Origin of the sequence: Paenibacillus sp. LHD-117, from assembly GCF_030929555.1 — a bacterium.
GTDB lineage: Bacteria > Bacillota > Bacilli > Paenibacillales > Paenibacillaceae > Pristimantibacillus.
This window is the reverse complement of sequence record NZ_JAVFVT010000006.1, coordinates 176,684-190,428: the sequence shown is the minus strand read 5'-3', so window position 1 is coordinate 190,428 and position 13,745 is coordinate 176,684. Positions and strand designations below refer to the sequence as shown.

Sequence of the window (13,745 nt, the reverse complement as noted above, 5' to 3'; positions counted from 1 at the left end):
TCATGCGCGTTTTTGTTGCTTTGCCGGTCGAGGGAAGGATCGCGGACGAGCTTTCGTTATGGACCCAAAAAGAGCGTCAATCGCACCCGTTCCGTAAATGGACGCATCCGCTCGACTACCATATTACGCTGCAATTTTTGGGCGAATGGCCGGAGTCCCGGCTGGAGGAACTGGACGCGGCTTTAAGAGGAGTAGCGGCAGAACCGATGACGCTAACTCTGAATGGCGGAGGAACGTTCGGTCCGCGCGCGGCGCCGCGCGTGTTATGGGCGGGCGCCGCCGGCGACCTCGAACGATTGAATGCACTTTACATGGCGATTGTTCAGTCGACGCAGCCGCTCGGCTTCGAAGCGGAAGACCGTCCGTTCGCGCCTCATATTACGCTGGCGAGAGGATTCGCCGGGGGCGATGGGAATTGGCGGAGCGAAGTCATCGCGTCGATGCCGAGCGTTCATAGCTGGCTGGCGGATCGATTCGTGCTCATGCGTACACGAATGGGCGCCTCGCCAATGTACGAGACGATCGGGGAGTATGCTTTGGTATATAGTTAACTTGTTGATTAATCAATTTGGAATTGGTTAAGTTTTTGTTGACAGATTGGGTTAGAATCGACCATAATGGGGGTGTGTAAATTGAACTTATCCATTAATTATTAATTGTTTGGTTAACTAAAAGGAGGAAGCTTCACATGGCAAGCATTTATCGATCCGAACATCCGAGACCGCAATTCATGAGGGAAAGCTGGTTGAATTTGAACGGCGAATGGGAATTCGCTTTCGATGACGCGAATGACGGCGGGGAACAGGGGTGGCATCTCGGCGGCCAGCAGCTGCCGCTGCGAATCCAGGTTCCGTTCACGTTCCAAAGCAAGCTGAGCGGCATTGCGGATCCTACCGTTCACGATACGGTCTGGTACCGCAGGTCGCTTGATATTCCCGCCAGCTTCAAGGGCAAGCGGACGATCCTGCACTTCGGAGCCGTGGACTACGAAGCGCAAGTATGGGTGAACGGCATCCTGGTCGCGAGCCACCAAGGCGGTCATACGCCGTTCCATGCCGACATCACGGATGCGCTCAAGGAAACGGACAATGTTCTCGTCGTGAAGGCGGTCGATTACAGCAGAGATGTGACGCTCCCGCGCGGGAAGCAATATTGGCTTGATGAATCCGCATCCATCTTCTATACGCGCACGACCGGCATTTGGCAGACGGTATGGATGGAAGCTGTTGCCCCCGTACATATCGATCATGTGCGGATGACGCCGGACATCGACAGGAATCAGATCGAGGTGCGTACCTGTCTGAACGGCGGGGCAGCGGGACGCGGGCTTAAGCTGAAGGTTGCCGTTACCTTCGAAGGCGCAGCTGTGGCCGAGGAAACGTACAACGTGATGGATGAGCGCGAAACGCGTTTGATCAGCCTGCTTGATCTGTATGACCGCGGAGGGGCTAGATGGTGGAGTCCGGAATCTCCCCGGCTTTATGATATAGCGTTCTCCCTGATCGACGGCGACTCGGCCATCGACGAAGCAACCGGTTATTTCGGCATGCGGAAGGTGTCAATCGAGAACGGAAAGTTGTGTCTGAACAACCGTCCTTATTTTAGCAAAATGGTGCTGGATCAAGGCTACTTCCCGGACGGCAACCTGACGCCGCCAAGCGACGAGGCGATCCGCCGGGACGTCGAACTGACCAAGGCGATGGGTTTCAACGGCGCCCGCAAACATCAGAAGCTGGAGGATCCGCGCTACCTGTATTGGTGCGACAAGCTCGGGCTCGTCGTTTGGAGCGAAGCTGCCAACGCGTATCAGTTTACGGAGGAATACGTCCAGAAATTCACAAAGGAATGGATGGCTTCCATCGAGCGAGACGCGAACCACCCGTGTATAATCGCTTGGGTGCCGCTGAACGAAAGCTGGGGCGTGCCGAACATCCAGATCGATAAGCAGCAGCAGCAGCATGCCATGGCCATGTATTACTTGACCAAGTCGCTGGATCCGACGCGGCCGGTCGTCTCGAACGACGGCTGGGAGATGGTGAAGACGGACCTGTTCAATATTCACGATTACGAGTGGAGGCGCGAGGTGCTCGAGGAGCGTTACGGCTCGGCGGACAAAGCGGTTGAAGCGATGCCCGCCAACCGCAGGCTCGCGGTGGACGGCTACCCTTATGAAGGCCAGCCGATTCTGGTGACGGAATTCGGCGGCATCTCCTACAAGAAGAGCGAGTGGGAAGGCTGGGGCTACTCAGGCGCCGACAGCGACGAGGATTTCGAAGCGCGGCTGCGCGCCGTCATTCAGCCGTTCCATGGCAAGGGTTGCGTCGTTCAAGGTTACTGCTACACGCAGCTGACTGATGTCGAGCAAGAAATTAACGGACTGCTGACCTACGACCGCGTGCCGAAGCTTCCGCTGGAGCTGATCAAAGCGATTAACGAAGGCAAGTAACAGAAAAAAAGAAAACGAAAGCAAATAGCGGCCCGCATCCTGGATGATGCGGGCCGCTATTGCTTGGAGCGAATAACTTTCCGAATCAGCAGCCGATCGTCACGACGATGTCCTGCTCGTAATTGCCGAAGCGTTTGCCGAAGAGGCTGACGCCGCCCGGGTGGACGGCATCCTCCGGCGATTCGATGCGGAACCGGATTTCCTCGCCTGCGGTGAGCGGGATGTCCCTAACGGTGACGTCGGATAATCGGATGCCGTCCATGTAGGTTCCATCCTCCTTAACTTGGAGCGTTTTGAGCAGACCATGCTGCGTATTATACCCTTCCCACCAGGAAGGCGTCAGCTTCCCTTTTGTTTTGCCGAAGTCGCCGGGCGAGGTCCAACTGCAGAGCGTTACGCCACCTAAAGAGAATGTGATGTCGGAGAGCCAGTCTTCGTCGAACCCCGGCGCTTCGGAGCAGATCTCTAGGGAGATGCGAACGCTGCTGACCGGCTTGCGTCCGGTCAAATAATTGGGGATCCGGTATTCGACGAAGCCGCTGGCGAACCAAAGATGCTGGGCCATGACATGATCCGGCTCCGCGAAGTAGCGCGGATCGTCCCGCATGCCGATCAGCTTCACCTCGGAAGCGAGCCCGCAGGTCGGCTGCACTTGGAAAGCGGAATATTGGCCGATCGGAATCGAGCTCGTGTAATGATTGTACGGTTGCTCCTTCGGCGCGAGGGATAACGGCTCTTCCCGGAAGAGGAGCGTGACCTTGTCCAGCTTCAGCGTGCAGATCTTCTGCGTTCCGCGTTTGCCGGCCGCGACTTCGGTGGCGATGACGCCTGCCTCTTCCAGCTGGCTGACGTGTTTCGTAATGATGGCCGAGGAAATGCCCAACCGCTGTGCCATCTCTTTTATATTCAAATGCTCGTGCTTCAGAAGCTCGACCATCTGCATTCGCGTCTTGGACGCGAGCGCTTCGAACAACAACAGATTCCGCTGATTCACTTCTACTTCCATGGCGTGCTCCTTTGACCGTCGGCGGTATGCCCGATTAACTGCTCATGGTCATTATATAACTGTTTCGTTAACGTAACAAGCTTATCATTAATCTATAGTGTGAGGATTTACCAGCCGCCATACCCCTTATATCGCGCACTTCGTCCGAACCGTATGGGAAGAGGTGAAGGACGATGAAACTGAAAAAACATTGTTTGTTTTGCAACGAGCTGATCCCGATCGATCGGGACGGCGGGTTCGATCGCTATTACGGATGCATGTGCGCCCCGCACGGCTACTATAGGCTGAGAGGCGATGCCTACAATGCCATTCAAGCTTTTTCCTATGAGAAAAAAAGGCGGCTGCTGCCGATTATATCCGCTTATATTCGCGAGCTTGACGAGGATGGCGAGCGCGCGTCGCTCACGCTGGACGACGTGGAGGCCATCCTGGATGCTCCGTCGATTCCGATGACGGCCGATCAGAAGGAGCGCCGCTTGCTCAGGTACGTGTACAGGAAGTCGGAAGGGCCCGGCGAGCCGGTCAGTCTTCATCCGTTGTCCAGGTTTTACAATATCGCGTACGCGTCCAATCTTCAGGAGTTGGTCTATCTCATCGAACGGCTGCGCGAATCGGGCTGGGTGATGCGGGAGGGCGCGGTTCTGAAGCTGACGGAGTCCGGTTGGGCAGAAGCGGCCGCGGATTCGGGCGGCGGCAGGCAGAAGGACTGCTGCGTCATTGCCGGCAACGATTTTATCGGCATGGAATGGTCCTCCGTCTTGCTGCCGGGGCTGGAGCAATGCGGCTACCGTTCTCGCCTGCTGCAGCCTTCGATCATGCGCAAGCTGGATGACGGTCTGCTCGAGAGCCTATCGTCCTGCAAGCTTCTGATCATCGACGTCACCGATGCCGGTCCGGAGGTTTATTACGCGGCGGGCTTCGCGGCGCGTGCCGGCGTACCAATTGTCTGGACGGCGAGGAGCGATGTCCCCGGCCAGTCGAATGCCCATCTGGACTTTATCCGTCCGATTCCATGGGAGTCGCCGGAGGAGCTGGTCCATCTGCTGCAGCAGCGGTTATAAAGCAGGCGGATAACATCATGGCCGCGCTGCGGCCGCAAGTCTAATCGGCCGGCAGCGAATCTGAGTATATTCTCATTCGGGAATCCGTTTCAATCGGTTCCTCTTCGGTTAAGGAAGGATAGCGACGCAGGTAGATCGCTTTCCAGCCAACTTATAAAACCGAGAGGACGATGAAAATGAAACACGCAACCAAAAAACAAAAGATGACGAAACTGCTGCTCACAGCCACGATGTGCGCCGTATTGCTCTTCGGGGCGTCGGCATGCAACAATGGCGCCGACGTGAACACGAACGGGGACGGCAACGCCAACGTAAACGCGAACGAATCGACGAATAATATGGGCGGGGGCGGTACGGACGAGAATGCCGTGCCTACGGAGCAGGCCGATCCCGACGCTGGCGTAGCAGAATAAGTTGTACGTATTTTCTTCCATCCACACTACCTTCAGCCCTTCCGCTTCTGCGGAATCCGGCTGGAGGTTTTTTAATCGTCTGATGTCGCGATTTCATTATTTACTAATATGTATATTAGATATAATAAAAATAATATATGGAAGTTTAATTAATTCCTGAATCCGTGATGAGTGAATCCCTGCATTCCCTTTGATGGGATTTAATGGATAAATGTAATCCGCAACGCCCCATCTTCAGTTGATCATCATGAACCATAAAATCATACAGAACGGCATTTCATTCAGCTAGACACGCTCAAGAAGCCTTGCAGTTTACAGGCAAGGCGGAAGTCGAAAATAACGATTGGTTTCGCAATCGGTAGAAGAGTGATCACGCAAATGCCTGGTAAATTCGTCGTACGGTGTGAAACCAGGGGCTGTAACGCCCGAAAATAAATATCGTTTGTCGCGCATGACGGCTAACTCTGGCGGCGATGTACACGATGTTTTGAATCACTGTACGGATGCGGCGACGTTTCACGCCTCCACGAATCGGTGCGTCGTCCTCGCGTAGACTTTCCTGACCCATGATACGAAGCAGGTTATACGCGAATAAACCTGCATGCAAAATCAGATCGTTTGTGTCGAATTTACCGGCGGGGAGACGCTCCAAATCCAAATCCGTCTTGAGCTCGCTATGAAATTGCTCGCTCGTGCCGTGATCGCGATATAGCTCAATGACACGCCATGGCGAGCAGGTAAGGGATGTCCAATAAACGTTCACTTCTACATCCGGAAACAAGAGCAGTTGTCCATCCCGATCGATCGTTCGCACGAAGACTTGGAACACTTGACGCAAGTTGCGATCGAATCCCTTCTGCGGAAATGCAATAAAACCGATGTATTCCGTCTTGCCCGGGCGCTGTTCACAGGCAATGCCTTTGTCCTCTGCGATCCGCAGCCAGCCTTCCTTGGAAGCGCCTCGCAGATTGACTTTAATGATGTAATCAACCGCCGTCTCGGCGTGACAAACCTGCAAATTCTCCAGACTGTCATGAGCGGAATCCATCCGAACGAGAAGGCGTTCACTCGTGATACGCCGAGCATAATGAATGCTTTCGCGGAGAAAGTCAGCGCTATCCTTCTGACTGTGTGTGCTGCCTTCTCGAAGCTGCACATGCACACCGTAACCTTCTTGACCGAGGTAAGCGAAGATCGGCGCGAAGCCGAACGTTCCCTTGTACGTGAGCGAAATCCCTTCTTTTTTCGTGCCTGAGTTATCAAAAGGCGATACGTCAATGTCCAGTGGAATAACAGTGTGCTCGCCGGCGACTAGTCCAGTTACGGGGGCCTTTACGTTTCGAATCAAGTCGGCGGATTCCTGCAGCAGGATTTCATTCCAATGGACATCCATCGTTTGAGCAGCTGCATCCAAACGTTGACGAAGCGTTGGGCTCGATGGCACCTTGCGGACGTCGAAACAAGTTTGAAATACCGGGTCTTTGCGGAAAGGCTCGATATGGTCGAAGTCACTTTTGCCATGGCATAGCAGCCCCACATAGCTCTTCATGACATCGCCGTTTCCATGAATCGGATTCTCCATCCCTTTCACGACGGAGCGGTTCAGACGTTGCGACAGTTGTGTATGGGAAAGCAACGCACCGACCGAGGCCAGTCCTGTATGTGTTGTTAATAGAATTTCCTTTGATTGGATGAATTGGATCTTTATAATCAGCACCTCATAGGTGAATGTAGTTAATCAGCGATTATCTTTATATTTCGCCATCAGAGAGGTAATTTCCTTTGATTTACTCGTATTTTATGAATTTAATATCACGGATTCAGGTGATTTTCTGGGGATTCTTTCATGTTCATTACCTTAAATCTTGAGAGTTATTCTGGTTTAAATCGGTATCCTTCGCGATCACAATGGTGATCAGTAAAAGTCAAGAGCAAAAACGGATTAGAGTAGTATATTTTGAATCTTTCTAGATTTACATTCTTTGGAACGAACTGCTGTAGTCATACATAAGTCATGTTGCTGATGAATTAATGGTAAAATTAAAAAAAAGTACATATTCGTCAATTAACAACATATTTCGGCAAAATTAACCCCTTACTTGCTTTTGATTTATCAGTTATTCTGGTTAATGATATTAACGAAAATAGCCTTTCAATGATGGGGAACGCATTTTTGTTTTGAAAATGATAAAAAAGTGAAATGAAGATTCGAAATGGAATCAATAGTCATCGTAAAAATGAATTTAAGTGGAGGGATTTGGTTTTGAGTGTTCGAATAATATTTTTATTCGTTTGTATTATTATTGTTTTTGTGGGGGGTTGTTCTAACGATAAAAGTAAGGCAACGGAACAATTGAAGGAATCGCAATCCATCAAATCCCATTCAGAGACAACACCGATACTCAAGAATGAACAAGAGCCCACACAAGAATCCACACAAGAACCCACACAAGAGCCCGAACAAGACTACGTACAAGAAACCGCAGAAGTAGCCACGCAAGAACCTGGGAAAGAAGCCATGCATGATGATCCCTTGTCAGAGGTCGAGTCAGATACCGCAAATTCGACGAGTAACATCCTCAACGGTGGATTTGCCGATCGATCGCGAGAGTATATCTTTTTTAGTAATTTGGCGGACAACGGGTTTCTATATCGGATGAAATTAGACGGAACCGAAAAGGTCAAATTGTCGAAAGATATCAAAAGTTCGGACATCCATGTTATGGATGACTGGGTTTATTATCGAAGCACTGTCCCTGATGGTTTATTCAAAATTAGATTTGATGGAACACAGAAGCATTTGATAAAACCAGGCATGTTTTTCAATTTGAACTTCGAAAAAGATTGGATTTATTATTTGGATATGACTTATCAAGTTCATAAAATGCGGTGGGACGGTTCAGACGAACAGTTGGTATCCGATGCAGAAGAATTGCTTTCCTTAAGTGTCCAAAATGGCCTGCTTGTCTATGACAGTCTCATGGATATCGGGACATTTAGCGTCACTCTCGACAAGCTCGAAACTCGAAAGGTGACGGATGAAATTCAAGTATTCGGACTGTCCGATGGATGGATTTATTATCGAAATGGTTCGGATGAAGACAAAATGTATCGAGTACATACGGACGGAACTGACAATCAAAAAATCAGCGACGATATTCCTAACTTACTCTGTAATGTATCGGGGGGGTGGGTCTATTACGGTCTTCGTGAAGATCCTGGATTTTTTAAGGTGAAAATTGACGGAACCGAAAAAGTAAAGCTCAGCGATGACAGGCCGTATTACCTTCATGTTCTTGGAGACATGATTTTGTACAAAGATTTGAACCTGACGGAAGACACGGATAGTGAAGAGAATTTGATATTGATGAAAACAGACGGTTCCGGACGCAAACAAATCGAATAGAAGGAGAACTCTGATCGTGATGAATTTAAGAATATTTCATATATTTGTATCTTTCTCAATTATTTGGTGTACGATTACAACAACGGCGTTCGCGGCAGATGATCAAACTGGAAAAAACGATTTGAAACAAAAGTATTTAATTGGTTTGAAAGACGGAGTAGATTCGGAGACTTTTGCCAGCAAGAAGAAAATCAAGTCTTTTAAGCAACTGAAGCATCAAAAGAGTAAACGCGTTGCTGCGGAATTGACATTTCAAGAGGCGACAGAGCTACTGGACGATCAGGATGTTCGATATATCGAGCCTGATTCCGTTGCAAGCATAAATACTTTTGAGGCAAACCAAAATGACGATTCTGTAGTGTATATGGAGAATACAGAGGAAACGTTTCCTTGGGGAATCTATTCGATCGGCGCGGATCAATTGCTTGAGAACAATGCGCTTAGGCTAGGCGAAGGAATCAAGGTCGCTGTTCTCGATACGGGGATTGCCGACCATAACGATTTGTTTATTGCTGGAGGTATTTCGTTCGATCCCAACTCAACCTCTTATTTTGACAATAACGGGCATGGAACTCATGTCTCGGGCACTATTAGCGGCGCAAAAAATGGCACGGGAATCATCGGAGCGGCCCCTTTTGTAGAGCTTTATGCCGTCAAAGTACTAGGAGATTCAGGGAGTGGTAATTATTCCCAAATTATTCAAGGGATTGAGTGGGCGATCGAAAACCACATCAACATCATTTCAATGAGTTTCGGCGGTATTGAGTACAGTCAAGCTCTTCACGAAGCGATCGTCGAAGCCCAAAATCAAGGTATTTTAATGGTTGCCGCCGCAGGAAATAGAGGGCAAGGCGATGAAATGGAAACCTACCCTGCTTTATATCCTGAGGTCATATCGGTCGGTGCGGTGAATCGAGCGCATGTGTTGACGAGTTTCACGAGTACGGGATATGAACTTGATGTCGTGGCTCCTGGACAAAATGTATTAAGCACCTTGCCGAGTAATGCGTATGGAACCGCATCTGGGACCTCAATGTCCGTTTCGCACGTGACGAGCGCCTTGGCGGCAATTTGGTCGACAAACAGCGGCTTATCCAGCGAGCAGGTAAAACAATTGCTATACGACTCGGCTACTCCGCTAGGAGCTCAACATGAATACGGCCATGGCATTGTAAATCTGGCGAAAGCGTTAGGTTATTCGAATGACCCTGTCATTCCGTTATCCACATACGATGATGAAATCCTGTTCCCGTCCGAAGTTAACGGAGAGGTAAGCACGACGGCAATTCAAGCCGGAGAAAAGGCGACGTTTAACGTAACAGTACCATCAACGCCTGCCGGAACCTCTAATTTTAAGAGGATGTTCATCGGCATTGACAACCCGAACGGAACGAGAGTTGATACGATCGAATTGGCGCATAACGGTAGCTCCGTGAATTTGAAAACGAATCAAAACGTTAGTTATGCATGGCAATCTCCCTCAACGCTTATAGCAGGGACATATACCGTCAAGTATTCCTTTTGTACAGCGTCAACCTGCCCATACGCGTCAAAAGAGCAACGCTTTACGGTAACGGTTCCGCAACCTGCGGATACCCAGGCGCCGTCAGTGCCTTCTAATTTGACAAAAAGCAACGTGACGACAAATTCCGTTGCGTTAACATGGTCCGCGTCGACGGATAACGTTGGCATTAAAGAGTACAAAGTTTATAAAAACAACTCGCTAATCGCTTCGCCGACCGGAACATCCTACGTCGCCACAGGTTTACAATCCGGAAGTACTTATTCTTTCTATGTAAAGGCGATAGACCAAGCGGGGAATTTGTCGGGGGCAAGCAGCACCGTATCCGTAACGACGACGCAATCGGATACGCAGGCTCCAACGGCGCCATCCAATTTGACCTCCACGGCGAAAACCGCTACAACCGTCAACTTGTCGTGGACAGGCTCTACCGATAACATTGGCATTACGAAGTACAATGTGTATAAAAACAATGCTTTCTATAAGTCGGCAACAAGTACCACAATGCAAGTCGATGGTTTGACCGCGAATACGGCTTATAATTTTTACGTTAAAGCGGAAGATGCGGCAGGAAACGTTTCCACGTCAAGCAACACCTATTCTGTAACGACCAGTACAGTGGATATGCAGGCGCCAAGCACTCCAACGAATCTCACTTCGCCCAGCAAAACTTTCAATACTGTCAATTTGCAATGGACGGCATCCACGGATAACGTCGCGGTAACGGAATACAACATCTACAAAGGCACAGTTCTTGCCGGAACGTCTACGACCACGACCTTCCAAGCGACGGGTCTAACTCCGAATACGGCTTATTCGTTTACGGTAAAAGCGAAGGACGCTCAAAACAATCAATCACAAGCGAGCAATAGTTTGACTGTTACGACGAATGCGTCGAATGACGTCACTGCGCCTACGGCTCCGACTAACTTGAAGGCGACCACAGTAAAACCTACTAGCGTCACGTTGTCATGGACGGCCTCGACCGATAACGTTGGGGTGACGGGTTACATTATCTATAAAGACGGAGGACAAGTCGGTACTTCTACGAGCACGACATTTACCTTGACTCCATTAATCTCTGGAAAAACGTATTCGTTCACAGTTAAAGCGAAAGATGCGGCGGGTAATCTGTCTCCGGTGAGTACCGCTCTTTCAGTTACGATGCCTACGACCAGTACCAGTCTCGTTTGGCCGGTGCCGGGTTCGAAGAAAATCACAAGTCACTTTGGCATGCGCTTCCATCCAACTAAGAAAAAGAATCTACTCCATGAAGGCACGGATATTGGCCCGGCTGCTAGGGGGGTTGCCGGAGATAAAATCGTTACAATGACGAATGGAACCGTATTATTCACAGGATTTTCCGGGTGCGGAGGTAATATGATCGCAGTTAAGCATCAAGTGAACGGCAAATGGGTCGTTTCTAGATACCTCCATTTGAAAGATAATTCGATCGTCGTAGACCGTAACGATTCCATAAATGGCGGTGATGAAGTCGGCAAGATGGCAATGACGGGAGGTTGTGTGACTGGCGTACACCTTCACTTTGAGACAAGACAAGCTAAATCGGAAGCAAAAGCGACCAGTAACTCGAAAGATCAAACACCGGTAGACCCATTAAAAACATATTTCCCGGAATACGATCCAAGAAGTAATAACTCGACGGCAGACTACGAAGAGGAAATTATGGAAAATCATCACATGATTGGGATTTATAAACCGTTGCAAGATACAATGTATCCCATCGGGATGCTCTCTGAGATGACTAGCACAGAATTATCGGAAAGTGAAATCTCCTACTCAGACCTCAAAGAATTGTTCGTGATATCGTCAGGCTATACGGTTGATGATTTGGCTGAAGGCAGCGCATCTTCAACAGATGTAGAAGAGATCGGAAAGATGGTCATTAACAGCTTATCGGCGTATCCTAGTAGCATTAATCTATTGAGCGGTTCGTCTATTCAGCTTGCAATTATGGCGAATTTCAATGATAGCGCTTCTTCAAACATCACGAATGTCGTTCGGATTAGCACCTCGAACGCAATCGTCAATGTGAATGCGAGCGGAGTCGTCACGGCGAATACGGTGGGATCTTCAACGCTAACCGTTTCGTATGCAGGGAAAACGCTGTCGATACCTGTTTTAGTGAATAACCCGCCACCGCAGGATACCATTCCTCCAACCAGTCCAAGTATTTCTTTGAGTAATGCCAATTGGACGAATCAAGACGTGAGGGTTACGATTACCTCGGGAACCGATAGTGGAAGCGGCGTTTGGAAAAATCAGTATAAAATTGGGAGTCAAGGAATGTGGACTGATTATTCTATTCCAGTTTTATTGACTTCCGAAGGACAATCTAGCTTTTATGCCCGTACGATCGATTATGCAGGAAATATCAGTTCTGAAGCCTCTATATTTATAAAAATCGACAAAACTACTCCATCAGTTCCAATGGGTCTTACAACCATTAGTAAGACATCATCTAGTGTTTCACTAACATGGATACCATCATCAGATAATGTTGGTGTTACAGAATATGAGATATATCAAGGATCAACTAAAGTCGGAGGTTCTTTTGGAGTTAGCCATACTGTTGGAGGACTTTCACCGAATAATACTTATAATTTTTATGTAAAGGCAAAAGATGCAGCAGGAAATACTTCTGAATTAAGTTCATCACTAGTTGTTACTACTAGTGCTACTTCACCAACTTTTCCAAGAATTGAATTAAGTAATTATGAATGGACAAGTGCAAATGTTACTGCCACAATAACTCCGGGTACCGATGGTGGAGGGGCGGGGGTTAGTGCAGAATATAAATTAGGAGCAACAGGCACTTGGGCTCCATATTCTAGTCCAATAACAATTTCACAACCTGGAGCGAGTACTATTTATTCTCGTTCGATTGATAGCACAGAAAATATAAGTATTGAATCATCGGTAACAGTAAAGATTGATAGAGAAGTACCAACTGCACCTACTGGACTTATTGTAATGAATAAAACAAACACCTCTGTAACTCTCTCATGGTCTAATTCTTCAGATAACGTAGAAGTAAATGGATATAGAATTTATAATGGAACTACTTTAGTTGGTATTTCGGCAATACCTAAGTACACAATTAAGAGACTTACTGCTAATACTTCCTATTCATTTAAAATACAAGCAATAGATTCGGCAAATAATTTATCCAACTATTCCAACATATTAAATTTGACGACCGATATTGCAGCTCCATCAGATACTATTGCACCGAGTAGACCGAGTGGATTAGTTGCCTCTATGCAAGCAGATTCTTCGGTATTGCTTACGTGGAATGCCTCGTCTGATAATGTAGGTGTAACACAATATGAAATATACGATACAAGAACATCACCATCAAGACTTCTTGGAATTTCGGCAACTAACAGTTTCACCGTAACGGGATTAAAACCTGGTCCAGCTTATAATCTCACTGTGAATGCTGTGGATGCAGCAGGCAATACAGCGACATATCTGAATGGATGGTTAGTTCCCGAAATAAATTCATCCAATGGACCTATACTTCAAGGCACTAAATCAAAGAACATTAATGGATCATATGTCATATCATTAAGCTGGAGTCCACCATCTAATTTTGGTCCGGTGATGCATTATTTACTCTATTATCAATACACAGGTATGACCGGTAAATTTGGAAATGTACAAATGATCAGATCTACAACTGATCTGTCCATTACTTTTCCAAATGTAACAGGCACAACGTCTCGTTTTTATATAGTTGCAGTAGATAATCAAGGGAATTTATCAACCAGCAATTCATGGAGTGTATCTCTTGGTGGTATAACTTAACACTAAATTCATCAATGTAGTTTTGTGGGCCGGCACTTCGTATCCGGCCCACTATTTCTA

The 13,745-nt window shown here is 48.1% G+C and carries 8 protein-coding genes; 6 read left to right on the top strand and 2 right to left on the bottom strand.

Annotated elements, in window-relative coordinates:
- The first annotated feature begins 2 nt into the window (after positions 1 to 2).
- Positions 3 to 551 (top strand): RNA 2',3'-cyclic phosphodiesterase, encoded by a 549-nt coding sequence (thpR, locus tag RB620_RS06540; protein ID WP_308092861.1) that lies wholly within the window; start codon positions 3 to 5, stop codon positions 549 to 551.
- 137 nt (positions 552 to 688) lie between these two features.
- Positions 689 to 2,446 (top strand): glycoside hydrolase family 2 protein, encoded by a 1,758-nt coding sequence (locus tag RB620_RS06535; protein ID WP_308092860.1) that lies wholly within the window; start codon positions 689 to 691, stop codon positions 2,444 to 2,446.
- A gap of 85 nt (positions 2,447 to 2,531) precedes the next feature.
- On the opposite strand, the gene RB620_RS06530 is transcribed toward RB620_RS06535, so the two are convergent.
- Positions 2,532 to 3,452 carry an ArsR/SmtB family transcription factor gene (locus RB620_RS06530; RefSeq protein WP_308092859.1) on the bottom strand — a complete coding sequence of 307 codons (921 nt, stop codon included), beginning with the start codon at positions 3,450 to 3,452 and terminating at the stop codon, positions 2,532 to 2,534.
- Between the two features lie 173 nt (positions 3,453 to 3,625).
- Here RB620_RS06530 and RB620_RS06525 point away from each other — a divergent pair, with 173 nt between their 5' ends.
- Positions 3,626 to 4,513: a hypothetical protein gene (locus RB620_RS06525; RefSeq protein WP_308092857.1), complete on the top strand. Its 888-nt coding sequence runs from the start codon at positions 3,626 to 3,628 to the stop codon at positions 4,511 to 4,513.
- Positions 4,514 to 4,689: 176 nt separating this feature from the next.
- Positions 4,690 to 4,926, top strand: a complete 237-nt coding sequence (locus RB620_RS06520) for a hypothetical protein (protein ID WP_308092856.1) — start codon at positions 4,690 to 4,692, stop codon at positions 4,924 to 4,926.
- Between the two features lie 370 nt (positions 4,927 to 5,296).
- Here the strand turns inward: RB620_RS06520 and RB620_RS06515 are convergent, their stop codons facing one another.
- A complete protein-coding gene (locus RB620_RS06515; protein WP_374121374.1) occupies positions 5,297 to 6,640 on the bottom strand; it encodes an IS1380 family transposase in 1,344 nt (447 codons plus the stop codon).
- Positions 6,641 to 7,189: 549 nt separating this feature from the next.
- Here RB620_RS06515 and RB620_RS06510 point away from each other — a divergent pair.
- Together RB620_RS06510 and RB620_RS06505 are read left to right on the top strand one after the other, a co-directional pair.
- Positions 7,190 to 8,332: a DUF5050 domain-containing protein gene (locus tag RB620_RS06510; protein WP_308092852.1), complete on the top strand. Its 1,143-nt coding sequence runs from the start codon at positions 7,190 to 7,192 to the stop codon at positions 8,330 to 8,332.
- A 19-nt stretch (positions 8,333 to 8,351) separates the two neighbouring features.
- Positions 8,352 to 13,685, top strand: coding sequence for a fibronectin type III domain-containing protein (locus tag RB620_RS06505; protein WP_308092925.1), 5,334 nt, complete (start codon positions 8,352 to 8,354; stop codon positions 13,683 to 13,685).
- The last annotated feature ends 60 nt before the right edge of the window (positions 13,686 to 13,745 follow it).

Excerpts from the sequence above, each read along its gene's own strand:
- thpR (WP_308092861.1), top strand. The coding sequence starts at position 3 with ATGCGCGTTTTTGTTGCTTTGCCGGTCGAGGGAAGGATCGCGGACGAG.
- RB620_RS06535 (WP_308092860.1), top strand. The coding sequence starts at position 689 with ATGGCAAGCATTTATCGATCCGAACATCCGAGACCGCAATTCATGAGG.
- RB620_RS06530 (WP_308092859.1), bottom strand. The coding sequence starts at position 3,452 with ATGGAAGTAGAAGTGAATCAGCGGAATCTGTTGTTGTTCGAAGCGCTC.
- RB620_RS06525 (WP_308092857.1), top strand. The coding sequence starts at position 3,626 with ATGAAACTGAAAAAACATTGTTTGTTTTGCAACGAGCTGATCCCGATC.
- RB620_RS06520 (WP_308092856.1), top strand. The coding sequence starts at position 4,690 with ATGAAACACGCAACCAAAAAACAAAAGATGACGAAACTGCTGCTCACA.
- RB620_RS06505 (WP_308092925.1), top strand. The coding sequence starts at position 8,352 with ATGAATTTAAGAATATTTCATATATTTGTATCTTTCTCAATTATTTGG.